Below are 26468 nucleotides of genomic sequence, written 5' to 3' on the forward strand. Positions count from 1 at the left end.
TTCACCAACGGGGCCGCCTCTTGCGGAAGTCGGGCTCGAACTGCTGCCGGTAGGCGGTGTCGTCGCGCTCGCGGATCCCGCAGCGCCGGTAGTTCTCGTGCAGGCGGGCCAGCGCGTCGGGGTCGAGCTCGACGCCCAGCCCGGGCCCGTCGGGGACGCGCACCGCGCCGTCGACGATGGGCAGCGGGTCGGCGACCACGTCGGTGCCGAGCTGCCAGGGGGTGTGGGTGTCGGCGGCGTAGCCGAGTTCGGGCAGCGCCGCGCCGAGGTGGGTCATGGCGGCCAGGCTGATGCCCAGGTGGCTGTTGGAGTGCATGGAGACGCCGACGCCCCAGGTGCGGCAGATCGCGGCGAGTTCGGCCGAGCGGCGCAGCCCGCCCCAGTAGTGGTGGTCGGCGAGCACCACCCCGACCGCCCCCGCGGCGAAGCCCGGGGCGAGGTCCTCGGGGGTGACCACGCACATGTTGGTGGCCAGCGGCATCGGTGCCTCCCGGGCGACCTCGGCCATCCCGGGGATGCCCGGGGTCGGGTCCTCCAGGTACTCCAGCAGGCCGGCCGTGTCGGCCGCGACCTTGCGCGAAGTCTCCACCGTCCAGGCCGCGTTGGGGTCCAGTCGGAGCGGGTGGGCGGGGAAGGCCTCGCGCAGCGCCCGGATCGCCTCGATCTCCTGCTCCGGCGGGAGGACGCCGCCCTTGAGCTTGAGCGAGCCGAAGCCGTACCGGTCGACCATCAGGCGGGCCTGGGCGACGATCCCGTCCGGGTCGAGCGCCGGGCCCCATTCGTCCTCCGGCGCGCCCGGGTGGCCCGCCCACTTGTAGAACAGGTAGCCGGAGTACGGGACTTCGTCGCGGACCGGGCCGCCCAGCAGGTCGGCCACCGGTCGGCCGGTGATCCGGCCCTGGAGGTCCAGGCAGGCGACCTCGAACGGGCTCACCACCTTGAGCGCGGTCTTCTGCGGGCTGGAGCCGCCGGTCAGGCCGTGGCGGTCGGGCGCGTCGGTGCCGCCGAGCGCCCGGGTGGTCCGGCGCAGCAGGTCGTTGGTGTGGAACGGGTCGAGGCCGACCAGGGCGGGTGCGACGGTGCGCAGCAGCTCCAGGTGGGAGGCGTCGCCGTAGGTCTCGCCGAGGCCGGTGAGGCCGTCGCCGCAGTCCACCTGGACGATCGCGCGCAGCGCCCAGGGCTGGTGCACACCGGCCGAGTTGAGCAGCGCCGGGTCGGGGAAGGCGACCGGGGTGACGGTCACCGCGCGGACGCGCATCAGGCGGCCGCGGCGGTGAGGGCGGCGCGGCCGCGGGCCAGGATGCCGGCCAGCTGCTCCAGGTGCTCGGGCGTGGGGTCCACCAGCGGGGGGCGGACGGTGCCGAGGTCGAGGCCGGAGAGCCGGGCCCCGGCCTTCACCAGCGCGACCGCGTAGCCCGGGACCTTGTCGCGCAGGGCGACGAACGGCAGGTAGAACTCGCTGAGCAGCCGCTGCACGGTGGCCTGGTCGCCGCCGCGCACGGCCCGGTTGAAGGCGGTGGCGATCTCCGGGGCGAAGCACAGGACGGCGGAGGAGTAGCTGCCCACGCCGATCGCCTCGTAGGCCTGGACGGAGAGTTCGGCGGTGGGCAGGCCGTTGAGGAAGCCGAACGCGGCGGCCCGGGGGTGGCCGCTGGACCGGACGGCGGTGACCAGGCGCAGCATGTGGTCGACGTCGCCGCGGCCGTCCTTGATGCCGGCCACGGTGGGGATGTCCAGCAGGGCGACGGCCGCCGCCTCGTCGAGCACGGCGGTGGCGCGCTGGTAGACGGTGACCGGCAGGTCGGTGGCACCGGCGACGTAGCGGACGTGGTCGACCAGGCCGCTGGGCGGCGCGGAGACCAGGTAGGGCGGCAGCAGCAGCAGGCCGTCGGCACCGGCCTCGGCGGCGGTGCGGGCGAACTCGTGGGCGGCGCGCGGTCCGCCACCGCAGCCGGCCAGCACCGGCAGGCGGCCGCCGGCCACCTTGACCGCGGTGCTCACCACGTCCCGGTACTCGGCGTGCGAGAGGGCGGTGAACTCGCCGGTGCCGCAGGCGACGAAGAGCGCGTCGGGTCCGGCCGCGACCTGCCGCTCGACGTGCTCGGCGAAGGCCGGGAGGTCGACGGTGTCGTCCGCGGTGAACGGGGTCAGCGGGAAGGACAGCAGCCCGTTCGAGTACATGGGGTCTCCTTGGGTCGGTGGTGCCGGTTGGTGGGGTGAGGGTGCGTCAGCCCTTGACGGCGCCGGAGGTGAGGCCGCGCATGAACTGCCGCTGCATGGCGAGGAACACCAGCACGCTGGGCAGCAGGGCGAGCAGCGAGGAGGCGAGCAGCACGCCGATCCCGACCTCCTCGTCGGCGCGCAGCGTGCGCAGCGCGATGGGCAGGGTGAACTGCCGGGCGTCGGTGGCCACCAGCAGCGGGAGCAGGTACTGGTCCCAGATCATGGTGAAGCCGAAGATGCCGATCACGCCCAGGGCGGGGCGGCAGAGCGGGAGGATGACGGACCAGAAGATCCGCAGGTCGCCGGCGCCGTCCAGGCGGGCCGCCTCCTCGAGTTCGACCGGGATCTCCTTCATGAACTCGGCGGTGACCAGGATGGAGAAGGCCCAGGCCCCGACCGGGAGGATCATCCCGAACAGGCTGCCCACCAGGTTCAGGTCGGAGAGCACCAGGGAGAGCGGGATGGCCAGCACCTCCTCCGGCAGCATCATCGTGCTGAGCACCAGCAGCAGCACCAGGTGCATGCCGCGGAACCGCTTGCGGGCCAGGGCGTAGGCCGCGCTGACGCTGACCGCGATCTGCAGCAGCAGTCCGCCGCCCACCACCAGGAAGGAGTTGGTGAGGTAGAGCAGGACGTCGCGGTCGACGGCGGCCCGGACGTTGGCCAGGGTCGGGTGGGTGGGGAGCAGGGTGAGCGAGGTCGGGTCGGTGACCTCGGAGAAGGCGCTGGAGACCAGGGCCAGCAGCGGCCCGGCGAAGACCAGCACCAGGGCCAGGTACAGGACGCCCCGCGCCGCCCAACTCACCGGCCCCCTCAGGGAGTCCAGCCCCAGCGCGGTGTCCGTGACCCGGGCCCTGCGGCCGGTCCGTTCGGCGTTCACTGCGACTCCCTTCCGTTCCCGCCCCGGCGGGCGCGGACGGCCAGTGTGAGGACCACGGTCGCGCCCAGCAGCACCACGGATCCGGCGGCCGCGACGCCGAGTTCGTTGCGCTCCAGGCCGAGCCGGTAGATCAGTGTCATCACCACGTCGGTCGAGCCGTCGGGCCCGCCGTTGGTGAGCAGGAAGATCTCGGTGAAGACCCGCAGCCCCCGGATCGCCGCGAGGGTGACCAGGATCGCGAAGGCGGGGCGCAGCGCGGGCAGCGTCACGTGCCACACCCGGCGCCGGACGCCCGCGCCGTCCACCGCGGCCGCCTCGTAGAGGGTCCGGTCGACCCCGGCCAGCGCCGCCAGGAAGATCATCATGTCGTAGGGGGCGCCGCGCCAGATCCCGACCGCCATCACCGAACCGAGGGCGCTGTCCTCGCTGTTGAGGAACTGCGAGGGCCCCGAACCGAGCCAGCCCAGCAGGGTGTTCACCGCCCCGTCGGCCGCCGGGTAGTAGAGGATCCGCCAGACCTCGGCGACCACCGCCATGGCGGCGACGGCCGGCAGGAAGACGGCCGTGCGGACGAACCAGAGGTGCCGGGCCTGGCCCTCCAGCAGCAGCGCCAGCGCCAGGCCGACCAGCACCGAGCCGCCGGTCTGACCCACCGCCAGCAGCACGGTGTGCCAGACCGCCGTCAGGAAGGCGTCGTCGGTGAGCACCTGACGGTAGTTCTCCGCCCCCACCCAGCGGTCGCCCAGGTAGGGACGCACCTCGTGGAAGCTCATCGCGACCGCCCGGCCGGCGGGGAGGAACTTGAACAGCGCGAAGAGGAGGAGCGCGGGGGCCAGGAACAGCCAGGGGACCAGGGTGAGGCTCGCCCGCCGGTACCACCGGCGGGCCGGCCGCCCGGGCAGCGCCCCCGCCGGGCGGGGGCTCCGGCCGGCGGGGGCGGGCCTCGGTGCGCGGTCCACGCCGGTGGCCGCCATCAGGAGCCGGCCCCCTGCTTCTTGAGCTCCGCCGCGAAGGTCGAGGCGAGCTTGTCGAGCGCGGCCTTGGGGTCGGAGCCGCAGTCGGCGACCACGGCGTTCAGCGTCTCCGCCGAGGCCTGCCGGAACGGGGTCCACTCGGGCACCGCCGGGGCGTAGCGTCCGGCCTCCCGGTACACCTTGTCGAACACCTGCCAGCGGGCGTCGGTGCGCTCGGCCGCCAGGTCGACGGTCCGGTTCACCGGGAGGCGGACCACGGTGCCGTCGGTGTCGCCCGCCATGCCGGTCCGCTGGCCGGCCGGACCGGCCAGGTACTCGGCGTACCTCTGCTGGCCCTTGGGGTTCTTCGAGCCCGCCATCAGGTAGACGTTCTCGCCCTCCGCGAGCACCGCGCTCCTGCCGCCGGGCCCGGCGGGCAGCGGCACCACCTCGTACTTGTCCTTGCCGAGGCTCTTGTCGAACCGGGCCATGTTGTACGGCCCGGTCAGGTAGATCCCGCCCTTGCCGGTCTCGAACAGCGGGTGCGCCTGGGTGGTCTCGGCGGTGACCGCGCCGGGGACCACGCTCCTGTCGGTGCAGAACTGCTTCTTCAGCCGCTCGACGGCCGCCACCGACCGCTCGCCCGCGATCGCCGGCTTGAGGCTGCCGGGTTCACCGGTGAAGTAGTCACCGCCCGCGGACCACAGGAAGCTGGAGGCGTACCAGTCCAGGTAGCCGCGCTTGGTGCTGCCGGGGACGACGTAGCCGTAGGTGTCGGCCTTGCCGTTGCCGTCCGGGTCGCCGGTGGTGAACGCGCTCGCCAGGGCGTCGAGTTGGTCCCAGCTGGTGGGCTGCGCGAGGCCGAGCTTCTCCCGCCAGTCCCTGCGGACCAGCAGGGCGAAGGTCTGCGCGGAGAACGGCACGCCGTAGTACTTGCCGTCGGCGGCCCGGGCGGCGTCCCAGGCCTGCGGGATCAGCTGGTCCCCGCCGGCCAGCCCGCCCTTGTCGACCTGGCGGACCAGGCCCTGCTTGACCAGGGTGCCCAGCTGCGCGGTGTCGTTGACGATCAGGTCCGGCAGCTTCTTCTGCGCGGCGGCCTGCTGCAGCTTGGTCTCGAAGTCGTCGAACAGCGCGGTGACGCGGGCCGGGACACCGGTGGCGGCGGTGAAGTCGGCGGCCAGCTTCTGGTGGGTCTTCTCGGTGTTGGAGCCCGGGGGCTTGCGCACCCAGATCTCCAGCGGGGCCCTGTCGTCGCCGGACGCGGTGTCCCCTGCTCCGTCACTGCCGCAGGCGGCCACGGAGCTCAGCGCGAAGGTGACGGCGAGGGAGACGGCGAAGGCTCGTGCGGCTCTGCTGAGCATCGGCGTTCCTGTCTACATATGTGGACGAGATCTGTGTCTGTGGAACCTTGCCAGGTGAAAGTAGGGCAGCTGTACGATGCGAGTCAACAGTCCCGGTACACGGATGTGGATGGAGAACCGATGGCCACTGGCCAGCCCGAGGCCGCGACGGTGAAGTCCGCGGAACGCACCGTGCGCATCCTGGAGACCCTCGCCGCCTCGCCCACCCGACTCACCGTCAACGACCTGCAGGAGCGCCTCGGTTACCCGCGCAGCAGCCTGCACGCACTGGTCAGGACCCTGCGGGAGCTCAAGTGGGTGGAGGCCGACGACACCGGCTCCGCCTTCGGCGTCGGCCCGCACGCACTGCTCTCCGGCACCGCCTACCTCGACCGCGACCCGGCCCTGCCGTACGCCCAGGAGGCACTGGAGGCACTACGCGACGAGATCGGCTACACCGTGCACTTCGCCCGCCGCGACGACGCCTACGTCCTCTACCTCGCCACCCGCGACTCGCGCGAGAACGTCCGCGCCGTCTCACGGGTCGGCCGCCGGCTGCCCGTCCACCTCACCGCCCTCGGCCAGGCACTGCTCGCCGACCTCACCGAGCAGGAGGTGGACGCCCTGCTCCCCGGCGAGCTGCCCGCCTACACCCCGCAGACCATCACCGACCGGGCCGCACTCGACGCGACACTGGCCGAAGTCCGGGACCGGGGCTGGGCCTTGGAGCGCGAACAGGGCACCGTCGGCGTCACCTGCGTCTCGGCCGCCGTGCCCTACCGCATCCCGGCCACCGACGCACTGAGCTGCTCCATGCCGGCGGCCGCGGCGACCGACAAGGAGGTCGCGCGGGTGGCCAGGGCGGTGACGTCGCACGCCACCGCCCTGGCCACCACCCTGCGCCGTCACGGCATCCGCTGACGGCGCAGGGCCCGGGTCACCGCGCGGTCAGCGCGGTGGGCAGACCCGTCCCGGCGGCGTTGAACCCGAAGCCCTGCTCGGCTCCGGGGGCGATGGTGGCGTTCCAGCCCACGTTGGTGAAGGTGTGGTGCTGTCCGCTCTGCGTCCTGACGGCGGACCAGCTCGACGACACGGTGGTGCCCGCCGGGAGGTCGAACTCCACCGTCCAACCCTGGCGGGCGGCAGCGCAGTTGTTCTTCACGAACACGTCCATGCCGTAACCCGAGCTCCAGGTCGAGGACTTCACCGTCCGGGCCGTCAGGCAGCCGGTGGGCGGAGTGGACGGCGACGGGCTCGGACTCGGGCTCGGACTCGGTGTGGGGCTCGGGGTCGGGGTCGGGGTCGGGGTCGGGGTCGAGCTGCCGATGGTCTTCAGGAACAGCGAGGGCCCACCGTCGGTCCGGCTCGCGTCGACGCCGTGTCCGCCGGTGTAGTCGAGCTGCTCACGGCCCGCCCAGTCCGGGATCGCCGTCCCACCCGTGTCCAGGTGCTTCCAGGCGGTCCCGCTCCAGCCGAACTGGTAGATCCGCTGCTTGTCCGCGTAGTACGGCGTGTACGCCGCACCGGCCGTGGTCTGCTTGGTCATGGTGTTGCCGAAGAAGACGTTGCGCGGCCCGCTGGAGCCCGACCACTTCACGGCCTTCTTCCCGGCGGCCCACCAGACCGGGTACCAGGTGGAGGCGTCGGTGCCTCCCCCGCCCTCCTCCCCGCAGTTGGCACGGCAGTTGGCGGAGCGGTGGTCGTACGGCACCGCCACCGTGTTCAGCTCGAAGAGGTTGTTGCGCTCCCACCCCCCGTGCAGGTTCAGGTCGGAGTCGAAGTCGTTGCCGATCGCGACGTTGCCCGAGGCGGACCACTGGAAGGTGAAGTGCCGCAGGTTCCGGGAGGTGTTGCCGGCGTAGAGGGAGTCCCAGACCCGGGAGCCGCGGAAGTAGCCGTTGCCGCCCTTGCCCTTGTTCCACGACCCGTCGAGCTGGTTGTTCACGATCTGGACGTGGTAGGCCTCCTCCGTGACGATCGGGTGCGAGCCGGTCATCTCGGTCCGCACCCCGCGCACCCAGGAGTCGGCCGCCCACTTGAGGACGATGCCGTGGATGGCCTCGGTGGGCGACATGTTGCCGTAGTTGTGCACGGCGTCGGCGGCGCTCAGCCCGGGCTCGTCCTGGGTCAGCGCGAAGTCCTCCAGGCCCACGCCGAGCACCGGGTCGACGATCGGGGAGGCCTTCGAGGCGTACGCCGCGCCGTCGATCGGCGCGGAGCCGTCCGAGACGGAGTCGACCGGGACGTCGTACTCCAGCGGCTTGTTCAGCGTGACGGTCCGGTTGGTGGAGTCGATCGCGGTCACGGTGAAGATCTGCTGCCGCATGTGGATGTTCTGGAGCGTGCCGTCGCCCGGCCGGATGTCCTGTTCGGCGTAGAACTTCAGCGAGTTGGCGGCCCGGATGTTCACCAACCCGCCGACCTGGAGCCCGGTGAGCGGACTGCCGGTCGCCAGCGGGACCACGGTGTCCCCGGTCCGGGCCGCGAAGCCCGCCCCGCCCGCCTTCTCACGGAGCTTCAGGCCCGCCTTCCAGTGGACGTTGACCGTCCCCTCGAACAGGTCCTTGCGGTTGGCGGCGGCGGCCGCGTACTCGGAGGCGTAACCCGAGTGCACCGCCCGGGACTGGACCCGGAAGACCCCGCGGCCCGGCCACATCCAGCCGCCCTTGGCCGAACCCGAGGTCATGCCGTCCTCGTCCCAGTCCGAACCGTCCTCGGTCAGGGTGTCGTAGCGCGTGTCGGCGTCCGGCCGGAAGACGATCCGGGTACCGCCCGCGCCGCTGCCCGCTCCACGGATCGTCAGGAAGTCGGCGTCCACGCCGATCTGGTGGGACACGTTGAGCACCCCGGCGGGCAGCGTGATCAGTGACAGCCGGTCGTACCCGGCGGCCGGGGAGCATCCGGTGCGGATCTGGTCGATCGCCCGCTGCAGACCGGCGGTGTCGTCGGCCCCGTCGTCCGACTTCACGCCGAACTGGGCGGCCAGCTCGGCGGCGGTGATCTGGCAGGCGGCGTCCGGGGTGGTCTGGGCCGGCCCGGGCAGGTCGGCGCCGCCCCGGTACCCGGCCTTCGACCAGTCGTAGAGCCCGGGGATCGGGGCACGGCGGTTGGCCGCGGACAGGTCCAGGCCGCCGGGAGCGGCAGTGGCGCCGGCCTGGGCGGCCGGCCCGAAGGAGAGCAGCAGGGCGGCCGTGCCGGCGAGGGCCGCCGCGGACATGAGGGCCCCAAGGGGCTTGCTGGGCAAGGTAGTTCCTCCCTGATGTGGGGGAAAGGGATGGCCCTCATGGTGTAGAGCAGTCCTCCACAGGTCAAGACAGGAGGCGGAAATAAATTCACTGTCCATATATGTGGACAGCGCGGACGCCTCAGGGAGTGAGGACGATCTTGCCGGTGACGGTGCTCGACTCGGCGAGGCGCAGCGCCTCGGCGGCCTGGGCGAGCGGCAGGGTCGCGGCGACGGGGGCGGCGACCTCGCCCCGGAGCACGGCGGCGAAGACCTCGGTGAGGTCGGCCCGCAGCCGGGCACGGAAGCGGGCCGCGCTCAGGGCGCGGCCGGCCCAGATGTTGTAGAAGTGGGCACGGCGCCGGTTGGGCAGGGCGTTCCACAGCCAGGTGCGGCCGAGGATCTTCAGGACGGGCCACTGCTTGGAGCCGGTGTCGTCACGGGTGGAGGCGCTTCCGTAGGCGACCAGGGTCCCGCCGGGGGCGAGCAGGCGCCAGGAGTCGATGACGCTCCGGCCGCCGAGGTGGTCGAAGACGGCGTCCACGCCGCCGGGCGCCAGCTCCCGGACCCGGGCGGGCACGTCGTCCGCGCGGTAGTCGACCGGGACGACCCCCCGCTCGCGCAGGCTGTCGTGGTGCCGGACGGAGGCGGTACCGATCACCTTCACGCCTGCCGCGCGGGCGAGTTGGACCAGGACGGAGCCCACGCCGCCGCTCGCGCCGTGCACCAGCACGGTCTGCCCGGCGCGCACCCGGGCCTTGCGGTGCAGCATCTGCCAGGCGGTGATCCCGTTGAGCACCGCGGTCTCGGCCTCCTCCGCCGTGAGGCCGTCCGGGACCTCGACCGCGTCCCTGGCATCGACCACCACGTGGCTGGCCCACCCGCCCACCTTCACCAGCGCGGCCACCCGCCGACCCGCCAGGCCCGGATCCACGCCCTGACCGGTCGTCAGGACCCGGCCCACCAGGTCGTATCCCGGCACGAACGGGAACGGCGGCTGGTCGTAGTACCGCCCACGGCGCATCTGCTGCTCGGCGAACGACACGCCGGTCGCCTCCATCGCGATCACGACCTGCCCCGGACCGGCCGCCGGGACGACTCCCTGACGGATCTGCAGGCCCTCCGGAGCAACGACGCCGGGCAGGACGACCTCGACGAGCTGTGCGTTTCCCATGATCCTCACGACCTTCTCGGTAGATGCTTTCGCGTTCGTTACAAGTTCTAACGCACGGGCCGAGTGAGAGTCAAGAGCTCCAGTGATAACCTCTAACTGAACTGACGATCCGCAACCCCGGGAGCAACGACGTGGACACCAAGACGCCGCGGGAGCGCTACCGCGCGCAGGTGCAGGAAGAGATCAAGCAGCACGCCTGGACGCAGATCGCCGCCGCCGGGGCCTCCGCCCTCTCCCTCAACGCCATCGCCAAGCAGATGGGCATGAGCGGACCGGCCCTCTACCGGTACTTCGCCAACCGCGACGAGCTGATCAGCGAACTCGTCAAGGACGCCTACCGCAGCATGGCGGACGCCGTCCAGGAGGCCGCCGAGGCCGGCGCCGACCTCGTCGGCCTCGCCCACGCCCTGCGCCACTGGGCCCTGGCCGACCCCCAGCGCTACTTCCTGATCTACGGAACCCCCGTGCCCGGCTACCACGCCCCCGAGGCCACCACGCAGATCGCCGCCGAGATCATGACGGTCCTCCTCGACGCCCACACCGCCGCGCAACCCCCCGCCACGCCGCCCACCCCGCTCGACCGGCACCTGGCCGAACACCGGACCTGGGCCGGAGAGCACCCGGCCCCGCCCTCGGCCCTCCGCCGCGCCCTCACCTTCTGGACCCGCCTGCACGGCGTGCTCTCCCTCGAACTCGCGGGCCACTTCACCGGCATGGGCTTCGACCCCGCTGAGCTCTACACCGCCGAGGCCGAGGCCCTCGCGGCCGGTTGACCGCTGCGGAGGCCGCCGGATGAAGCCTCGTCAGAACACGTCCCACGCCCGCAACTCCAGCGCCGCCCCGCCGCCGGTGCGCGCTCCGCTCGATTGTCAGTGCTGGTCAGGATGATGGTTCCCATGACGGACACCACCTCGCCGCTGCTCTCCCCCGCCGACTACGCCGACGCGGTCGCCACCGCGGTCACCGCCTCGGCCGCGTACTACACCGACGGCACCACGCCGCTCGGCGACGACGAGTACGACGCCCTGCTGCGCGCCATCACCGCCTACGAGGACGAGCACCCCGCCGAGGTCCTGCCCGACTCCCCCACCGGCAAGGTGGCCGGCGGCGCCGTTCAGGGGGACGTGCCGCACTCGGTCCCGATGCTCTCGCTCGACAACGTCTTCGACGCAGAGGAGCTCAGCGACTGGGCCGCCGGCCTGGAGCGCCGCCTCGGCCGCCCGGTGGCCGCCTGGTGCGTGGAGCCCAAGCTCGACGGCCTCGCGATGGCCGCCCGCTACCAGGGCGGCAAGCTGGTGCAGATGCTCACCCGGGGAGACGGCCTGGCCGGTGAGGACATCACCCACGCCGCCGACACGATCCTCGGCCTGCCCGCCGTCCTCAGCGAGCCGATCGACGTCGAGCTGCGCGGTGAAGTCCTGCTCACCACCGCCCAGTTCGAGGAGGCGAACCGGATCCGCCTCGCCCACGAGGCCCCCGCCTTCGCCCACCCGCGCAGCGGCGCCGCCGGGACGCTCCGCGCCAAGGACCGCCCCTACCGGATCGAGCTCACCTTCTTCGCCTACGACGCCATCGGCCTCGACCTCGACCTCTCGCACAGCGACCTGCTCGCCTCGCTCGCCGTGCTCGGCGCCAACACCGCCGCGACCACCGCCGCCGCCCCGCTCCGCTGCGAGACCCTGGACGCCGTCCAGCAGCGCATCGACGAGATCGCCGCCCTGCGCAGCGCCCTCCCCTTCGGCATCGACGGCGTGGTGGTCAAGGCCGACACCGCCGCCGACCGCCACCAGGCCGGCTCCGGCTCCCGCGCCCCGCGCTGGGCCGTCGCCCGCAAGCTCGCCGCCGAGCACAAGGTCACCCGCCTGCTGGAGGTGGAGTGGAACGTCGGCCGCACCGGCATCATCGCCCCGCGCGCCGTCCTGGAGCCCGTCGTCATCGACGGCGTCACCGTCACCTACGCCACCCTCCACAACCCCGCCGACATCACCCGCCGCGATCTGATGCTCGGCGACCAGGTCTTCGTCTACCGCGCCGGCGACGTCATCCCCCGCGTCGAGGCGCCCCTCGCCGACCAGCGCACCGGCACCGAGACCCCGATCGTCTTCCCCACCGCCTGCCCCCGCTGCGGCGACGAGATCGACACCTCCGAGCAGCGCTGGCGCTGCGTCCGCGGCCGCAACTGCCAGGCCGTCGCCTCCGTCATCTACGCCGCCGGCCGCGACCAGCTCGACATCGAGGGCCTCGGCCACACCCGCGCCGTCCAGCTCGTCGAATCGGGCCTGGTCACCGACATCGCCGACCTCTTCACCCTGACCCGCGACCAACTCCTCGCCCTCGACCGCATGGGCGAGACCTCCACCGACAACCTCCTCGCCGCCATCGAGACCGCCCGCGGCGCCGCCCTCAACCGCGTCTTCTGCGCCCTCGGCGTCCGAGGCACCGGCCGCACCATGTCCCGCCGCCTCGCCACCCACTTCGGCTCCCTCGCCGCCATCCGCGCCGCCGACGCCGACACCCTCGCCCAGGTCCCCGGCATCGGCACCGAGAAGGCCCGCGTCGTCGCCGCCGAACTCCTCGAACTCGCCCCGCTCCTCGACAAGTTGACGGCCCAGAACGTCGGCACCCAGATCACCGAGCCCGTCCTCCCCGCCTCCCCCGCCTCCCCCGTGGAAGACACCGGCCCCCTCTCCGGCGAGGCCGTCGTCGTCACCGGCTCCATGACCGGCCCCCTCGCCGCCCTCTCCCGCAACGAGATGAACGAACTCATCGAACGCGCCGGCGGCAAGGCCTCCTCCTCCGTCTCCAAGCGCACCACCCTCCTGGTCGCGGGCGAGAAGGCCGGCTCCAAGCGCACCAAGGCCGAAGAGCTCGGCATCCGCATCCTCGCCCCCGAGGGCTTCGCCGAGCTCGTCGCCGACCACCTCCCCGAGGCCTGAGCCGATGAACGCGGCCGCCCACCGCCTCGCCGAACTCCTCGGCCCGCCCACCCACCACCCGGCACCGGTCCCGTGGGAGCTGGCCCCGGAGGCCCACCCTGACCTGCGCTTCCCCTCCGACTACCGCCGGCTGATCGACACCTACGGATCCATCCGCATCCGCGAGGACCTCGGCATCCACGGCCCGTCCCGGAAGAACTTCTACGGGGAGGGCTTCGCGGCCGTCATCGCGGCGACCGCCGACGTCGGCGACCAGGTCGAGTACGTCCACGAACAGCCCAAGTTCCGGAAGCGGACGTCCCCGACGCCCCCGTACCCGATGTTCCCGGCCCCGGGCGGACTGCTCTCCTGGGGCGGCGACACCTTCGGCAACTACTTCTTCTGGCTGACGGAGGATCAGGACCCCGACAACTGGCCGGTGGTCGTCTGGTTCCAGGAGATCGAGGTCTGGGACGTCTTCGACGGCGGCCTGGCCGCCTTCCTCGTCTCGCTCCTCACCGGCGAGTACCACATGGCCGACGAGATCCTGATGGACCGCGGCCGCCTCTGGCACTTCACCGGCGACTGGAACGGCGACGCGCCCAGGTCCCCCGACAGCCGGGAGCCGTAGCCGGCCAAGACCCCGGGGCCGGTCTCAGCACTCCGTCGAGCGCCCGATCCCCAGGTCGGCGGCGAAGACGGAGAAGGCCGGTGCCACCACGCGCCAGCTGCACAGCCATGGGTCCGTCCAGAAGTCACTGCCCACGACGCGGGGGTCCGACGGGTCGGTCCGGTAGTCCAGCGCCAGGGCGACGTCGTCGCCCGGCCTGCTGTTCACGGCGATGAGGACCGCCTGCTCGACGTCCAACCAGGGCAGCTCCACCGGCCCGTCGAGGGCACTGCCCCGCGCCTCCCGGAAGAAGGCGTAGGACGGGTCATCGGCGAACATGTCCATCGACCGGGACTCCCGCTCCATCTCCGCCGCACTTCCCAGGAAGCAGAGCGGATCCTCGAACCACGGGATGACCTCGGCCATCACGGCCGGGCCCGGATGCCGCCACCGGCCCTGGGTCAGCAGGGCCCCCAACAGCACCGGCAGAGCCAGCCCACGCACCGTCAGTTGCCCCATGCCGGACATCGTGGCACGGCGGCACCGCCCCGAACAGCCGTGGCGGCCTGCCGGAAGAACCGACAGGCCGCCACGGAACCGCGAGGTCAGATACGGGACTTCCGCACCGAGTGCCACGCCGCCCCGGCCAGCGCCCGCGTCGACCGCATCAGCGACAGGTGCTCGAACTCCCGGTACAGCCGCCAGTTGTGCCCCACCAGGTTCAGCTTGTTCGAGGACAGCGACCCCGCCCGCCCGGCCCGGTAGACCGCCAACGGCTCCTTCAGCCCCCGGGCGGGCCGCCCGTCCCGCATGATCGCCAACCAGAGCGCGTAGTCCTGCCGCTTCGGCATGTCCGGCATCAGCCGCGTCCCCAGCGCCGCCCGGTCGTACATCGCGGTCAGCGCCCCGATGTGGTCCTGCTGCAGCATCTCCCGGTACGTCACGCGCTCCCGCGCCTCGACCACCCGCCCGTTCGGCACGAAGTCGCACGCCTCGCCGACGTAGTCCCCGTCCACCTTGTAGTACGAGGTGAAGGTCAGCGGAGCATCCCCCTCGGCCGCGAACGCCAGCTGCTTCTCCAGCTTCTCCGGCAGCCACATGTCATCGCTGTCCAGGAACGCCACGTAGTCGCCCTGCGCCCGCGCCAACGCCAGGTTGCGCGCCTTCGCCGCCCCGCCCTGCCCTGGCGCGGCCTCCGGCTTCACCCGCTCGTCCTGGCGCGCCAGCTCCCGCAACATCTCCATCGACTCGTCCGTGGACGCGTCGTCGGTGACCAGCAGCTCCACGTCCCCGTGGGTCTGCGCCAGCACGGAGCGCACCGACGCCCCGAGCGTGGCCGCCGAGTTGTGAACCGGCATCACCACAGAAACCAGCACCGCAGTCCTCGCTCAGATCGAAATCGTCATGGTCGTCGCCGCCAAGGGCCACCCGGGCTGCCGCTGCCCACCCCCGCCACCGAGGACAGCCACCGCGCCGTCGGCCACGACGTGCACCAGAACCGTACCAAGCCCCTGACCACCACCGACGCACACGTGAACCCCCGTGATCAGCTCGCCTCCGCACCCCCCAGCAACAGCCGCGCAGCTCGTACGGTGTCCGCCCTCTTCCGTTCGGCCGGAACGACCCGGCCCGGCTCACGGTCGACGGCCCCGTCCGTGATCGCGCGGAGCTCCTCCGGCCCTCCCAGCGGCACGAAGACGCCCCACAGGATCAGATCCGCTCCCTCCAGGGGATCGAGCCGCCCGTCGACGATCATCGCGGCCCACCAGCGGGCCATCGCCCACAGCGCCTGATCCTCGTCACCCGGCAGACCCGACACCAGCCCGAGCTCCTCGAGAACCCGCTCGAAGAGGTCAGCGGCCTCCGCCTCCTCCGCCCGCCCCAGCCCCGCCAACAACCGCAGCGACGGGCAGTCCGCACCACCGAGCAGCGCCTCCAGCCCGGCCTCGATCAACCGGTCGGCGCCGACGTGACGGCCGGCGGCCCGCTCGATCGCCGACCACCGCAGACCGGCCACCGCTTCCTCGACCCCGGACATCGCTCCCCCTCCCGCCTCTCCCGGCGGAAGCCTGCCTCACCCACCGGTACCGGCACCAGCCGGTTACCGGACCCCTCCTCCAAGGAACCTGACGCCCAGAAAGATCCGTTCCCTCATCCGCAGCCGGACCTGCCCCGTTGCCACGACGAGGCAGGTCCACCGGAGGAACGTGCGGCGCTTGCTACTTCGGGGCGTTCTTCAGCTGCGCCTTCGCGTCCGCCTCACTCGCCTGCGGCACGCCGATCCGGACCTGCACCGACCCCTCCTGCTTCTCCGGGCAGACCCGCAGGTCCTTCACCGGCGCGTCCAGCACCATGGCCTCCTCCGACGTGGACACCGCCAGCATCGTGCCGGTGGTGCACGCGGCGTTCGGGGTGTCGGCAGCCGGCGGCGAGGCCCACCAAGCCAGCGGCTGGAACAGCGACGCACCCTTGCGCAGCACCACACCGTGGCTCTTGTCGCTGCCAAAGCTGCCGGTCCCGAGCTGACCGGTGTTCAGCTTCGAGAACACGGGGGCACCGTTCTCGATCCGGACGTCCGGACCGCCGTACATCACGCAGTCCTGCGCGGCCGTGCTGGTGATCTTCAGCACCGCCGTCACCCGCGGGCTCGCGCTCGTGTCCAGGGCGATCACCTGCGCCTTGGCGTCGCTCTGCTTCTCCACGCTGTAGCAGGGCTGGAGATCGGCAGCCGGCTTCCCGCCGTTGGCGGGCGCGCTCTTCGAAGCCCCCGCCCCCGCCGACGCCGTCGGAGCAGCCGCCGGAGCGGAGGTCTGCGCGCCACCACCCGCAGTCGGCGACGCCGCCGGAGCAGTGCCCTGGCCACCGGCCGCCGGCGAGGACGCCGCCGGAGCCGCAGCGGGCTTGGCCTCGGATCCGCACGCCGACAGCCCGAGAACGGCACACATCAGAACAGCCACAGCAGCCGGCTTACGAACGTTCACCACGAACTCCTCATCAACTGGGTACATCGCGCCGCTTCGACCGACTCGGCAGCACGGCGGAACCTTAGTGGCACCGCTCGGCCGAAAAGACGGGTCAGCCCCCGAAAAAGGCCACACCTCAGCCCTTCAGGTACGCGCGACCGGCGATATCTGCCCCCGAGGGAAATGCCCCCGGTCCTCCCGGGCAGAAAACCCATGCCCGAACGGCCATCTGACGAGCAGCCACCGATTCCCCACCCTCCACCCGGGCCGGCACCCCCACGCCACAGCCCGACAGACGCGCTGGTCAGCGCAGCGGAGTCCCCTCGAGCGGAGCCCACCGAGGCTCGAGCACCGGCCACCCAGGCGGCACCGCCCGTCCGGTGAGGACCCCACCGATGAACCGGGTGAACCCACCCTCGTACAACTCCGCCGTGGCCCACTGGCGAAACACCAGCAGGACATCGAACTCCCGCCCCTCCCGCGGGACCAGAAAACAGTCGTCGCCGTCCCAGTCGGAGTAGCCGAAGGGGATCAGCACAGCCGGATCGCAGGAGAGTGACTCCAACCGGTCGGCGTAGTCGGAGAGCAGGATCTCGAGCTTGCGCCGCCCCCTCCCGATGAAGTCGATCAGTGGGTCGATCCCCTCCGGGTGAGGGATGCACAGGTGACCCGTCACCAGGCCGTCCCCGTAGAGACGGACGAACTCCTTGAAGTCCCCTGGCAGCTCCCCCGTTACCTCCTCGACCGCGTCCCACGAGGCCTGCCGAGGCTCCCGCGACCAAGGATCGGTACCAACGAGCTCCCGAAAATCAATCGGCTTGTTCTCCTCCGGGAACGATCCGCGCCGCTTCACTCGCAGGCCCATTCAAAAACCTCGGACAGCCGATCGAAGAACACGGAATCCCCGCTCCCTGTCCACAGGTAACGAGGCGACCAGTTCGACGCTCCACCCAGGAGAAGAATCGCCGCGTCCCCGTCCCTGTTGATCCCGATCGGAGCCATCCGCACCCCTTCGGGAATTCCAAGGTCCCGGTCGATCCGGCCACCCACGATCATGTCCCGAAAGTCGATCGCCCTGGCGACCTTCGGCGAGTCCGGCCAGTCAACGGCACCGAGAACGGACATGCCGTCCCAGGAGAAGTCCTCCATCCCGTCCGAGATCAACAGAAAATCCCTGTACTCGGACTCCAGCGGGATGCCCAACCTGGCCTCCAGCTCCGCCAGGCCTCCCACCGTGCACGGCGAACGGAGTCCCGGCCACTCTCCCGGAAGGTAGTCGCCGTCCTCGACCGCCTGGCGCTCCCGGTGCCTCACCAGCCGTCCGATCCACTCCATTGCCATCACCTTTCCGCCGCGGATCAGCACCCGCGATTGCGCCACAGAGGACTCCCCGGAGACTTGTGGATGACTCCGTCCCCCTCGGGGTGCCGGCCCGTCAGCAGCGCCACCAGGAAGTCCGCCAAGCCACCGTCGTACCTTTCGAGTTCCTCGTCACCGTTCCACCACGTCACCACCGGCCAACGCTCGGGGTCGGCATCCGATGTATCCCAGGCCACCGGTGGCACAGAGACACCCGAGGGCCCCATGACACCCCGGACTCGACTCGATCAAGGGGGCCAACTCCGCCAACCTCTTCCTGTCGCACGCGTGACCCGCTGCGTGACGATGCCCCCTGTCGAACAGCCCACCGTGGCCTGCCCTCAAGCCCCCTGACGGGGAGTGCGTGCACCACCGAGGAAGGCCGCGAGCCCGGTGTCGAAGTCCATGCCCGATGAGACGAACAGAACGGTCCGGTCCGGCGCGACGTACACCTTGCCGCCCCCACGCCCGGCCTGGACGACACACACTCCCGCACCGCCCGCCAGCTCCACGACGTTCACCCCCGCACCTGGGGCCAACCCCAGGAACGCCCTGCCGACCTCGGCCAGTTGTTCCGTGCCACCCCTCACCGGCGGGGGCGGAGGAGGCACATCGGTCGCGAATGCCCTCAGGTCCCGGGCCTTGCAGCCGCACCCGCCGGGCGGCCAGGCGCGTGAGCTCGCCGTCCCCTGCTCGGGAAAGCAGGCCTCCTCCCCGCTGTGCACGTGAACCTGCCCCAGGCAGGGCGGACCGCCGAACGCCGGCGGCCGGCACACGACCTCACGCCCGCAGTGCGCACACCGCATGACTCCTCCTCGCCCCTCCGCCGCTCCCGCGCCCACCCCTCAACTCGCCTCGATACCACGGGCCGCGAAGCTCTCCCACTTGCCCGGCGCGACCAGCGTGCCGTCGTCCACGGCGGTGACGCGCTTCAGATTCGGCAGCAGTGCGAGGTCGTCGAGGGAACGGATGTCGAAGAGGTCGTCCTCGCCGTCCCAGGCCGGGGCGCAGTGCCGGTAGATCTGCTGGCCCGCGTCGAAGCAGAGCGTCTCCACCTCGGCCAGGAGCTCGTCACCGATCTCCAACTCCTCGAAGAAGGCGCGCGACTCGTCGAGGACCTCGTCGTCGATGTCGTTCTCCAACACGTACACCGCGGGTATGTCGATGCCTCGCTCCCGCATACGCGCGTCGAGATCAAAGGCAGGAGCGAGCAGCTCCTGCCGGTACATGAGCACATCGATCACGACGAGCTTGAAGTTGAAGTCCTTGAACCTGGCCATGCGGCAGATCTACCACGCAGCCCCGACACCGCCTACATCACGGTGGGCACCACCGCGCGCCGACAGGGCCGGCCACCGGGCACACAGCACACCCCTGTCGATCTGGCGATGGGTCAGAAAAGGGAAACCCCGCCCCCTTGAGGGGCGGGGTCCGGAACACGCTGCGGCGGCCGTCAGCCGAGGCCGCGGGCGTCCTGCTTGAGGGCGGTGTCCACGGTGAGGGCGGTCGCCACGACCAGGCTGATCAGCGGGTCGGGGAGGGGGCGGTGGATCTGGAGGACGTAGTTGTCGGCCGTGGTGAACATGGTCTTGGCCAGGCCCTCCCAGGTCTTGGTGATCCGGGCGATCTCGGTGTCCGCCTCGTCGACGATCGAGAAGTTCCAGGCGCGCCAGTTCTCGGCCTTGACGGCGCCGATCTTCCGGCCGTTCACCTCGAACGCGAAATTGATCTTCCCGATCGCGTTCTGCTGGACTATCTGGCCGACCTCCTGGCCGTCCGGACGCTGAACGATGACACGGGACTTGATGAACTTCGCCGGACGGGTGAGCAGGAGCACGGGAGCGCCCTGCGCGTCCCGGATCTCCAGCTTGTGGGTCAGGTACTGGTCGATGGAGAAGAGCAGGCGGATGACCTTCCGCAGGCCGCTCTGGCCGACCTGGACCACGGAGCCGAGCGTGCCGCCCTGCTGGTCGAAGACCGCGTACTCGTTGGTCAGTTCGATCAGCTTGGCCTTCTGGTTCACCACCAGGACCGGCTCGGAGAAGAGGGTGCCGGAGCCACCGGCGATCGGGCCGACGCCGGCCTGCTGCTGCACCTGGCGCTGGATCTTGGCGGAGTCACCGGCCGCGGCGGCCGGCTGGCCGGGGATGCCCGGGGTGTTCGTGTTCTGCGACATGGCGGGCAGGCTAGGGCCCGCCGCTCCGCGAACGGAAGGTGACGGTGCGACAGACGGAGGATATGTGACGCAGGTCATATGCCGCCGCATGTTTTCCCGCAGGTCAGGCATCCTCGTCCGTCACCTCACGCGCCCGGACGGCCACGAACCCCGACGGCCCTCCGAAAGTCAGTCGTGCTCGGACCGTTCTTCGCTGCGGACACCTTGGCTATCGTGAACTCATAGACATCGGGGCGGAGTTGACGACCTTGGCGGCCAGCGGTGCCACCCAGGTGGTGGGTGCCATCGCGACGGACACCTGGCCCGCGGTGAAGGCGGCGGTCCTGGCGCTGTGGCGGCGCACGCACCCCGAACGGGTGGAGGCCGAGCTGGAGGAGGCCCGGGAGGAACTGCTCGCGGCACGGGAGACGGGCCGGGCGGACGAACTGCAGGGCCTGCTGGTGAACGAGTGGCAGGCACGGCTCGCCCGCCTGCTCGCCACCCACCCCGAACTCGTCGACGAGCTCAGGGCCTTGGTCGCCTCCCTGCTGGCCGCCGCCCAGGAGCGGACGGGTGCGCAGCCCGCCGGTTCCGTCACGATGACCGCGCACGTCACCGACGGCGGCGACGCCTACCAGGCGGGTCGTGACCTCACCGTCCACCGGCCCACCACCGGGTGACGTCCGAGGAAGAGGGACCGGAGCCGTCCCGGCACCTGGAGGTCACCGTCTCCGGCGGCGGCGACGCGTACGTGGCGGGCCGCGACCTCCACGTCGTCACCTCCTCGCACGTCGTACGGCGTCCGCGCGGCGGCGAGGAGTGCCCGTACCCGGGCCTGGAGCCGTTCGACGCCGACTCCGCCGCCTGGTTCCACGGCCGGGACCGGGCCGTCGCCGAGCTCTGCCGGCGGCTCGACGCCCAACTCGCCCGCGGTGGGCCCCTGGTGGTGCTCGGACCGTCCGGCGCGGGCAAGTCCTCGCTGCTCGCGGCCGGGGTGCTTCCCGCCGTCTCGGACGGGGCGCTGCCCGCAGGCGGTTCGGCACGGTGGCGGCAGCTGATGCTGACGCCCACCGCGTCTCCCGCCTCCGCGCTGGCGGACGCGTTCGGTGCCACCGCCGCCGACTGGCGGGCGGACCCCGGGCGGTGCGCCGAGGAGATCCTCGGCACGGTGGACGGCAGCGGGCTGCTCCTGGTGGTCGACCAGTTCGAGGAGGTCTTCACGCTCGGGGCCGACGAGGCCGAACGGCGGTGGTTCGTCGAGGTGTTGGACCGGGTCTCCCGGCCCCCGCAGGCGAACGTCCTGGTCGTGCTCGGCGTCCGGGCCGACTTCTACGCCCGGTGCACGGCCGACGGACGGCTCCGCGCCGCCCTGCGCGACGACCCGGTGCTGCTCGACCCGATGACCGCCGCCGAGCTGGAGGAGGCGGTCCGCCGTCCGGCGGCGGCCGTCGGGCTGACCGTTCAGGACGGCCTGGTCGAACTGCTGCTGGCCGAGCTCGGCGGCCCCGGCACGCTGCCGCTGCTCGCGCACGCCCTCCGGGCCACCTGGCAGCAGCGCGAGGACGGCGCACTGACCGTCGCCGGCTACCGGCTGGCCGGCGGCGTCCACGGGGCCGTCGCCCGCACCGCCGAGTCGGTGTACGCCGCGCTCACGCCCGCGGAGCGCCGGGCCGCCCGCGTGGTCTTCCTGCGCCTGGTCGCCATCGGCCGGGAGACCGAGGACACCCGACGGCACGTCAGCCACCGCGACCTGCTCGACCTCCCGCACACCGCGCCAGCACCAGGGACAGCACCAGGGCCGGAGCCAGGGCCCACCACGGAGCCCGCCGCCACCGTGGTCGCCGCCTTCACCCGCCACCGCCTCCTGACCACCGATCAGGACACCGTGACCATCGCCCACGAGGCCCTGATCCGGAACTGGCCGCGCCTGCGCGGGTGGATCGAGCGTGACCGGGCCGGCCACCTGGTCCGGCAGGACCTGGAGCAGACCGCCGCCGCCTGGGACCGCGGCGCCGCCGAACCGTTCACGGGAGCCCGCCTGGAGGCGGCCGCCCAGTGGGCCGCCGACCACCCGGCCGACCCCTCCCCGACCGCCCGGGCCTTCCTCGCCGCCGCCCACCGGCAGCAGCGCAGGAGCCGCCGGGTCCGCCGCGCCGTGCTGGCCACGATCACCGCGCTCGCCCTGTTCGCCTCGGTCACCACCGTGCTCGGCTTCCGGCAGAGCCGTCAGGCCCGGGCAGCGGCCGAGCAGGCGATCACCAGTCAGATCGCCGCGCTGTCGGCCGAGTTGGCGCCGACCGATCCGGCCCTCGCCGCCCAGCTCGCGCTGGCCGCCTACCGCAGGGCTCCGAGTGCGGACAACGCGGCGCGGCTGGTGAACTTCGAGAACACCCCCGTCCCCACCGCACTCACCCAGCCCGGCACGGCGGTCACCCAGGCCGCCTTCGACCCGCGCGGCGGGCTGCTCGCCACCGCCCTGGCCGACGGACCGGTCCAGCTCTGGGACGTCCGGGAGCCGCGTCGCGCCCGTCTCCTGCACCAACTGCTGCCCACCAGCCCGGGCCGGGTGGCCGCCCTGCGGTTCAGCCCCGACGGGACCTGGCTGGCCGCCGCCACCCCCGACGGCGTCGGACTGTGGCGCCTCGCCACCCCGGAGCGGCCCGCACCGGTCCAACCGGCGCTCCGGACGCCCGAGGGGGTCGCCGAGGTCCTGTTCTCCCGCGACGCCCGCACCCTCACCACCCTCAGCGCCCGGGGGCAGACCACCCGCTGGGACCTGTCCGCCCAGGACGGGCCCGGCCAGGACCGGCCCGTCCGCCGGCGCACCTCCTCGCTCGTGTCCCCCGGTGACTTCACCTCCGCCGTGCTCGGCGTGGACGACCAGGTCCTGGTGACCGGTTCCTCGGACGGGGCGGTCCGGCTGTGGGACCTCGGCGACCCGGCGGGTGAGGCGCGGCTGCTGTCGGAACTCTCCACAGCGGGGCGGGCGTTGGCGATCCGGCCGGACAGCGGGGTGCTGGTGACCGGCGGCAACCACGACGAGCTCGCGTTCTGGGACGTCCGCAACCCCCGGTCCCCGTACGAGGTGCAGGGCGGCCGGCCACTGTCCGGGCGGGCCGGTGCCGTCCGGTCGGCGGCGTTCGGCCGCGACGGCACCCTGCTGGCCGTGGCCCACGGCAACGGCGTCACCAGTCTGTGGAACACGGCCAACCCCTACGGCCCGTCCCTGCTCGGGGAGTTGCCGACCGGTTCCTCGCTCGCCGCCGGCCCGGTCGCCTTCGCCCCCGACGGCAGCACCCTGGCCGTCATCGACGAGTCCCGCGCCACCACCCTCTGGAGCCTGCCGCCGACCCTGCTGCCCACCCGCGGTCCCGTGGCCTTCAGCCCGGACGGCCGTACCCTGGCCACCTCCGACGGCACGGCGGACGCCCAACTCTGGGACGTGGCACGGCCCGGACGGCCGGTCCGGCTCGGCAGCCCCTCGGTCGGCGCGCCGGGGGCGACCGAGGCCCTGGCGTTCAGCCGGGACGGGCGGACCCTCGCGATCGGGTCCGGGGCGGTCGGCGGCACCGGCGGCTCCGTGTGGCTGACCGACGTCTCCGACCCTCGCCGTCCGGCACCGCTCGGCCCGCCGCTCCCCGGCGCCGCCCCGGCCGTCGCGCTGGCCTTCGGCACCGACCGGAGCACCCTGGCGGTCGGCGACGCGGCGGGCTCCCTCCACCTCTGGAAGGTCGACGACCCGGCGGCGCCCGCCCTGCTCGGATCACCGCTCGCCGATCCGCCGAACGCCGTGGCGGCCGTGGCCTTCGCCCCCGACGGCCGCGTCCTCGCCACCGGCCGCGAACGGGCCGTCCAGCTCTGGGACTTGGGAACACCCGGGCGCGCGGTCCCGCTCGGCCCGCCGATGACGGGCTCCGGCGGGGTGCTGGGTGCCGTCACGAGCCTCGCCTACGGCCAGGGCGGCCGCGTCCTGGCCTCCGGCCACCGCGACGGCACCGTGCGGCTCTGGGACCTCCGTGACCCGCGCGCCCCGGTGCCGCTCGGAGCACCCCTGACCGGCCCTTCGGGTTTCGTGAACGCGGTCGCGATCAGCCCGGACGGCCGCACCCTGGCCGCCGGTGGCGGCGACGGCACCGTCCACCTCTGGACGCTCGGCGACCCCGGCAGTCCCGGCAGCAGCAGCGGCCCGGTCCACCTCGCCCGCCCGCTGACCGGCCCGTCCGGCGCCGTCGACTCGCTCGCCTTCGCCCCGGACGGGCACACCCTCGCGGTGTCGAGCGTGGACGCCGCCGTCCGTCTCTGGGACCTCGACGTCGCGAGTGCCGTCGCCCGGATCTGCGCGACGAGCGACGGCGTCCTCACCGAACAGCGGTGGGCGGAGCTGGTGCGGAACGCGCCGCTCCCCCGGCTCTGCGTCAGCCCACCGTCCGCTTCTCCCGTGCCCCCTTCTCGTCCAGGATGAAGTCCAGCGCGCCGTCCGGGTGCTGGGGGACCACGATGTGCAGCGTGGTGTAGGCACCACCGGTCAGGCCGCCCGCCGTGACGGTCGCCTGGTACGGGAGGGCGCCGCCCTCCACGCAGCTCGGCCGGCACGTCCGCTGCCAGAACTGCCCGGTGGCGGTGGCCTTCTCGCTCCCCCAGCCGGACCAGCTGAGCCCCTTGAGCCACCAGCCGGCGTTCCCGCAGGCCAGCAGGTAGTACTCCGGTGCGGAGACCGGGGCACCGTCGCAGCCGTACACCACGGCCGCCGCCACCGTCTCCGCAGGCGGGCTCGAAGTCACCTGAGGGGAAGGGGTGTTGGCGGCCGGGCTGCTGGTGGCCGCCGGTGTCGGCGGAGCCGTTCCGGGGCCGGCGCACCCCGCCACCACCACCGCCAGCAGCGCCGCGCCGACGGCCGCCGCCCGTACGAGTCGGAGCCTTCCCATTGCGCCCTCCGATTCAGCTCGGTCCCGCACCCCCGGGGCGGCACGGAACACCCGTCCGGAGCCTCAGCCCGACGACTCCTCCAGTACGGCCTTGGCCGCGTTGTGCCCCGGGATGCCGCTGACGCCACCGCCGCGGACCGCGCCCGCCCCGCAGAGCAGCACGTTCGCCCGGGAGGTCGCCACGCCCCAACGGGCGGCGGCGGTACGCGGGTCCGGGTCGTCCGCGAAGGGGAAGGCGAGGTCGCGGTGGAAGATGTGGCCGCCCGGGAGGCCGATCTCCCGTTCCAGGTCGAGCGGGGTCTTCGCCTCCACGCACGGCCGCCCGTGCGCGTCCAGGGCCAGGCAGTCGGCGATCGGTTCGGCCAGCACCGCGTCGAGCTGCGCCAGGCTCGCCGCCAGCGCGCGCTCCTTGGCCGCCGGGTCGGCGAACAGCCGGGCGGGCATGTGCAGTCCGAACAGGGTGAGGGTCTGCAGGCCCTGGGCCGCCGCCTCCGGCCCGAGGATCGACGGGTCGGTGAGGGTGTGGCAGTAGATCTCCGAGGGCGGCGCCGAAGGGATCCGGCCCTGCGCCGCCTCGGTGTAGGCGGTGGCCAACTGCCGGTAGCCCTCGGCGATGTGGAAGGTGCCGGCGAAGGCGTCGCGCGGGTCCACGGCCGTGTCCCGGAGCCGCGGCAGCCGGCGCAGCACCATGTTGACCTTCAGCTGAGCGCCCTCGGGCGAGGGGGAGGGGGAGGGTGCCTCGCCGAGCAGCCGATCCAGCACGGCCGGTGCGGCGTTCACCAGCACCCGCCGCCCCACCGCCAGGCCCTCGCCGTCCCGGTGACGGTACGTCACCTCGGCCTCGCCGGTGCCGTCCGCGTCCGTGGCCACGGCGGTGACCTCGCAGTCGGTCCGGATCTCCGCGCCGGCCGCCCGCGCCGCCTCGGCCAGCGCGGTCGTCACCGCGCCCATGCCGCCGGCCGGGACGTCCCAGTCGCCGGTGCCGTTGCCGATCACGTGGTAGAGGAAGCAGCGGTTCTGCAGCAGGGAGGGGTCGTGGGCGTGGGTGAAGGTGCCGATCAGCGCGTCGGTCAGGACCACCCCGCGCACCAGGTCGTCGGCGAAGGTCCGTTCGACCACCTCGCCCAACGGCCGCTCGAAGAAGGCCTCCCAGGCCGCGTCGTCGCCGACCAGCCCGCGCAGGGCGGACTTCGACGGCAGCGGCTCGGTGAGGGTCGGGAACACCCGCCGGGCCAACCGCCCGGTGGTGCCGTAGAACTCCTGCCAGGCCCGCCACTCCCGCTCGTCGCCGGTCAGCGACCGGAAGGACTCCCGGGTGCGCTCGGGGTCGGCGGCGTCCACCAGCAGCCCGGTGGGCTTGCCGTCCCGGACCACGGGCGTGTACGAGGAGATCCGGCGCCGCCGCAGGTCCAGCCGGAGCCCGAGCTCGCGCACCACCCGGTGCGGCAGCAGGCTCACCAGGTAGGAGTACCGGGACAGCCGGGCGTCCACCCCTTCGAAGGCCCGGGCCGAGACGGCGGCCCCGCCCACGTGCGGCAGGCGTTCGAGCAGCAGCACCCGCCGACCGGCCCGCGCCAGGTAGGCCGCCGCCACCAACCCGTTGTGCCCGCCACCGACGATCACGACGTCGTGCCGGGAGGACGATTCCGTGTTCACGCCGCCACGCTACGGCACGGCGGCACTGCGGGGAACCAGGCCGCGCCGACCGGGAACCCGGTGGCCGCCGGTGCCGGAAGGTGACACCCTGG

The 26468-nt window shown here is 72.7% G+C and carries 24 protein-coding genes; 6 read left to right on the forward strand and 18 right to left on the reverse strand.

Features of this window, described 5'->3' with window-relative positions:
• Nucleotide 1 precedes the first annotated feature (1 nt).
• From ACIA8O_RS15890 to ACIA8O_RS15910, 5 genes are read right to left on the reverse strand one after another with little or no spacing between them, the layout of a single operon-like run.
• Nucleotides 2-1258 (reverse strand): glucarate dehydratase family protein, encoded by a 1257-nt coding sequence (locus ACIA8O_RS15890; protein WP_396294391.1) that lies wholly within the window; start codon nucleotides 1256-1258, stop codon nucleotides 2-4.
• On the reverse strand, nucleotides 1258-2181 hold the full coding sequence (locus tag ACIA8O_RS15895; RefSeq protein ID WP_396294392.1) for a 5-dehydro-4-deoxyglucarate dehydratase: 924 nt from the start codon (nucleotides 2179-2181) through the stop codon (nucleotides 1258-1260). The genes ACIA8O_RS15890 and ACIA8O_RS15895 overlap by 1 nt, the downstream gene beginning before the upstream one ends.
• 46 nt (nucleotides 2182-2227) lie before the next feature.
• Nucleotides 2228-3103 (reverse strand): carbohydrate ABC transporter permease, encoded by an 876-nt coding sequence (locus tag ACIA8O_RS15900; RefSeq protein ID WP_396294393.1) that lies wholly within the window; start codon nucleotides 3101-3103, stop codon nucleotides 2228-2230.
• Entirely contained in the window at nucleotides 3100-4077 is a 978-nt protein-coding gene (locus ACIA8O_RS15905) for a carbohydrate ABC transporter permease (protein WP_396294394.1), read from the reverse strand. The genes ACIA8O_RS15900 and ACIA8O_RS15905 overlap by 4 nt, the downstream gene beginning before the upstream one ends.
• Nucleotides 4077-5417, reverse strand: coding sequence for an extracellular solute-binding protein (locus ACIA8O_RS15910; RefSeq protein WP_396294395.1), 1341 nt, complete (start codon nucleotides 5415-5417; stop codon nucleotides 4077-4079). The genes ACIA8O_RS15905 and ACIA8O_RS15910 overlap by 1 nt, the downstream gene beginning before the upstream one ends.
• A 120-nt stretch (nucleotides 5418-5537) precedes the next feature.
• Between ACIA8O_RS15910 and ACIA8O_RS15915 the strand changes: the two genes are divergently transcribed.
• The gene (locus ACIA8O_RS15915; RefSeq protein ID WP_396294396.1) at nucleotides 5538-6317 is read left to right on the forward strand and encodes an IclR family transcriptional regulator; all 780 of its coding nucleotides are present in this window, start codon (nucleotides 5538-5540) and stop codon (nucleotides 6315-6317) included.
• 16 nt (nucleotides 6318-6333) lie between these two features.
• Here ACIA8O_RS15915 and ACIA8O_RS15920 read toward each other — a convergent pair whose 3' ends face one another.
• Both ACIA8O_RS15920 and ACIA8O_RS15925 read right to left on the reverse strand, forming a co-directional pair.
• The gene (locus tag ACIA8O_RS15920; protein ID WP_396294397.1) at nucleotides 6334-8640 is read right to left on the reverse strand and encodes a cellulose binding domain-containing protein; all 2307 of its coding nucleotides are present in this window, start codon (nucleotides 8638-8640) and stop codon (nucleotides 6334-6336) included.
• 121 nt (nucleotides 8641-8761) lie between these two features.
• Nucleotides 8762-9793: a medium chain dehydrogenase/reductase family protein gene (locus ACIA8O_RS15925; protein ID WP_396294398.1), complete on the reverse strand. Its 1032-nt coding sequence runs from the start codon at nucleotides 9791-9793 to the stop codon at nucleotides 8762-8764.
• Nucleotides 9794-9924: 131 nt separating this feature from the next.
• Here ACIA8O_RS15925 and ACIA8O_RS15930 point away from each other — a divergent pair, with 131 nt between their 5' ends.
• The 3 genes from ACIA8O_RS15930 (at nucleotide 9925) to ACIA8O_RS15940 (ending at nucleotide 13339) form a co-directional block, all read left to right on the forward strand.
• Nucleotides 9925-10566 (forward strand): TetR/AcrR family transcriptional regulator, encoded by a 642-nt coding sequence (locus ACIA8O_RS15930; protein WP_396294399.1) that lies wholly within the window; start codon nucleotides 9925-9927, stop codon nucleotides 10564-10566.
• 114 nt (nucleotides 10567-10680) lie between these two features.
• The gene (gene ligA, locus ACIA8O_RS15935; protein WP_396294400.1) at nucleotides 10681-12729 is read left to right on the forward strand and encodes an NAD-dependent DNA ligase LigA; all 2049 of its coding nucleotides are present in this window, start codon (nucleotides 10681-10683) and stop codon (nucleotides 12727-12729) included.
• A gap of 4 nt (nucleotides 12730-12733) precedes the next feature.
• Nucleotides 12734-13339, forward strand: coding sequence for an SMI1/KNR4 family protein (locus ACIA8O_RS15940; RefSeq protein WP_396294401.1), 606 nt, complete (start codon nucleotides 12734-12736; stop codon nucleotides 13337-13339).
• Nucleotides 13340-13363: 24 nt separating this feature from the next.
• On the opposite strand, the gene ACIA8O_RS15945 is transcribed toward ACIA8O_RS15940, so the two are convergent.
• From ACIA8O_RS15945 to ACIA8O_RS15985, 9 genes are all read right to left on the reverse strand, one after another.
• Nucleotides 13364-13837: a hypothetical protein gene (locus ACIA8O_RS15945; protein ID WP_396294402.1), complete on the reverse strand. Its 474-nt coding sequence runs from the start codon at nucleotides 13835-13837 to the stop codon at nucleotides 13364-13366.
• Between the two features lie 86 nt (nucleotides 13838-13923).
• Complete coding sequence (locus ACIA8O_RS15950) at nucleotides 13924-14676, reverse strand: glycosyltransferase family 2 protein (protein WP_396294820.1); 753 nt, start codon at nucleotides 14674-14676, stop codon at nucleotides 13924-13926.
• 188 nt (nucleotides 14677-14864) lie between these two features.
• A complete protein-coding gene (locus tag ACIA8O_RS15955; RefSeq protein WP_396294403.1) occupies nucleotides 14865-15356 on the reverse strand; it encodes a hypothetical protein in 492 nt (163 codons plus the stop codon).
• 181 nt (nucleotides 15357-15537) lie between these two features.
• Nucleotides 15538-16299: a hypothetical protein gene (locus tag ACIA8O_RS15960; RefSeq protein ID WP_396294404.1), complete on the reverse strand. Its 762-nt coding sequence runs from the start codon at nucleotides 16297-16299 to the stop codon at nucleotides 15538-15540.
• Between the two features lie 286 nt (nucleotides 16300-16585).
• A complete protein-coding gene (locus ACIA8O_RS15965) occupies nucleotides 16586-17146 on the reverse strand; it encodes a hypothetical protein (RefSeq protein ID WP_396294405.1) in 561 nt (186 codons plus the stop codon).
• Nucleotides 17131-17616 (reverse strand): SMI1/KNR4 family protein, encoded by a 486-nt coding sequence (locus ACIA8O_RS15970; protein ID WP_396294406.1) that lies wholly within the window; start codon nucleotides 17614-17616, stop codon nucleotides 17131-17133. Before ACIA8O_RS15970 ends, ACIA8O_RS15965 begins: the two co-directional genes overlap by 16 nt.
• Before the next feature lie 365 nt (nucleotides 17617-17981).
• Nucleotides 17982-18161, reverse strand: coding sequence for a hypothetical protein (locus tag ACIA8O_RS15975; protein WP_396294408.1), 180 nt, complete (start codon nucleotides 18159-18161; stop codon nucleotides 17982-17984).
• Between the two features lie 324 nt (nucleotides 18162-18485).
• Nucleotides 18486-18920 carry a DUF6892 domain-containing protein gene (locus ACIA8O_RS15980; protein ID WP_396294409.1) on the reverse strand — a complete coding sequence of 145 codons (435 nt, stop codon included), beginning with the start codon at nucleotides 18918-18920 and terminating at the stop codon, nucleotides 18486-18488.
• Between the two features lie 173 nt (nucleotides 18921-19093).
• Nucleotides 19094-19906: a phospholipid scramblase-related protein gene (locus ACIA8O_RS15985; RefSeq protein WP_396294410.1), complete on the reverse strand. Its 813-nt coding sequence runs from the start codon at nucleotides 19904-19906 to the stop codon at nucleotides 19094-19096.
• A 149-nt stretch (nucleotides 19907-20055) separates the two neighbouring features.
• Here ACIA8O_RS15985 and ACIA8O_RS15990 point away from each other — a divergent pair, with 149 nt between their 5' ends.
• Both ACIA8O_RS15990 and ACIA8O_RS15995 read left to right on the forward strand, forming a co-directional pair.
• Complete coding sequence (locus tag ACIA8O_RS15990; protein ID WP_396294411.1) at nucleotides 20056-20475, forward strand: hypothetical protein; 420 nt, start codon at nucleotides 20056-20058, stop codon at nucleotides 20473-20475.
• Nucleotides 20472-24257: a hypothetical protein gene (locus ACIA8O_RS15995; RefSeq protein ID WP_396294412.1), complete on the forward strand. Its 3786-nt coding sequence runs from the start codon at nucleotides 20472-20474 to the stop codon at nucleotides 24255-24257. Before ACIA8O_RS15990 ends, ACIA8O_RS15995 begins: the two co-directional genes overlap by 4 nt.
• Here the strand turns inward: ACIA8O_RS15995 and ACIA8O_RS16000 are convergent.
• Complete coding sequence (locus ACIA8O_RS16000) at nucleotides 24211-24720, reverse strand: hypothetical protein (protein ID WP_396294413.1); 510 nt, start codon at nucleotides 24718-24720, stop codon at nucleotides 24211-24213. The genes ACIA8O_RS15995 and ACIA8O_RS16000 overlap by 47 nt on opposite strands.
• 63 nt (nucleotides 24721-24783) lie before the next feature.
• The gene (locus ACIA8O_RS16005; protein ID WP_396294414.1) at nucleotides 24784-26376 is read right to left on the reverse strand and encodes a phytoene desaturase family protein; all 1593 of its coding nucleotides are present in this window, start codon (nucleotides 26374-26376) and stop codon (nucleotides 24784-24786) included.
• Nucleotides 26377-26468 lie beyond the last annotated feature (92 nt).

The sequence above is a fragment of the Kitasatospora sp. NPDC051853 genome, assembly GCF_044452665.1.
GTDB lineage: Bacteria > Actinomycetota > Actinomycetes > Streptomycetales > Streptomycetaceae > Kitasatospora.

Excerpts from the sequence above, each read along its gene's own strand:
- ACIA8O_RS15890 (WP_396294391.1), bottom strand. The coding sequence starts at position 1,258 with ATGCGCGTCCGCGCGGTGACCGTCACCCCGGTCGCCTTCCCCGACCCG.
- ACIA8O_RS15895 (WP_396294392.1), bottom strand. The coding sequence starts at position 2,181 with ATGTACTCGAACGGGCTGCTGTCCTTCCCGCTGACCCCGTTCACCGCG.
- ACIA8O_RS15905 (WP_396294394.1), bottom strand. The coding sequence starts at position 4,077 with ATGGCGGCCACCGGCGTGGACCGCGCACCGAGGCCCGCCCCCGCCGGC.
- ACIA8O_RS15910 (WP_396294395.1), bottom strand. The coding sequence starts at position 5,417 with ATGCTCAGCAGAGCCGCACGAGCCTTCGCCGTCTCCCTCGCCGTCACC.
- ACIA8O_RS15915 (WP_396294396.1), top strand. The coding sequence starts at position 5,538 with ATGGCCACTGGCCAGCCCGAGGCCGCGACGGTGAAGTCCGCGGAACGC.
- ACIA8O_RS15925 (WP_396294398.1), bottom strand. The coding sequence starts at position 9,793 with ATGGGAAACGCACAGCTCGTCGAGGTCGTCCTGCCCGGCGTCGTTGCT.
- ligA (WP_396294400.1), top strand. The coding sequence starts at position 10,681 with ATGGTTCCCATGACGGACACCACCTCGCCGCTGCTCTCCCCCGCCGAC.
- ACIA8O_RS15940 (WP_396294401.1), top strand. The coding sequence starts at position 12,734 with ATGAACGCGGCCGCCCACCGCCTCGCCGAACTCCTCGGCCCGCCCACC.
- ACIA8O_RS15945 (WP_396294402.1), bottom strand. The coding sequence starts at position 13,837 with ATGGGGCAACTGACGGTGCGTGGGCTGGCTCTGCCGGTGCTGTTGGGG.
- ACIA8O_RS15950 (WP_396294820.1), bottom strand. The coding sequence starts at position 14,676 with ATGCCGGTTCACAACTCGGCGGCCACGCTCGGGGCGTCGGTGCGCTCC.
- ACIA8O_RS15955 (WP_396294403.1), bottom strand. The coding sequence starts at position 15,356 with ATGTCCGGGGTCGAGGAAGCGGTGGCCGGTCTGCGGTGGTCGGCGATC.
- ACIA8O_RS15965 (WP_396294405.1), bottom strand. The coding sequence starts at position 17,146 with ATGGGCCTGCGAGTGAAGCGGCGCGGATCGTTCCCGGAGGAGAACAAG.
- ACIA8O_RS15970 (WP_396294406.1), bottom strand. The coding sequence starts at position 17,616 with ATGGAGTGGATCGGACGGCTGGTGAGGCACCGGGAGCGCCAGGCGGTC.
- ACIA8O_RS15980 (WP_396294409.1), bottom strand. The coding sequence starts at position 18,920 with ATGGCCAGGTTCAAGGACTTCAACTTCAAGCTCGTCGTGATCGATGTG.
- ACIA8O_RS15985 (WP_396294410.1), bottom strand. The coding sequence starts at position 19,906 with ATGCGGCGGCATATGACCTGCGTCACATATCCTCCGTCTGTCGCACCG.
- ACIA8O_RS16000 (WP_396294413.1), bottom strand. The coding sequence starts at position 24,720 with ATGGGAAGGCTCCGACTCGTACGGGCGGCGGCCGTCGGCGCGGCGCTG.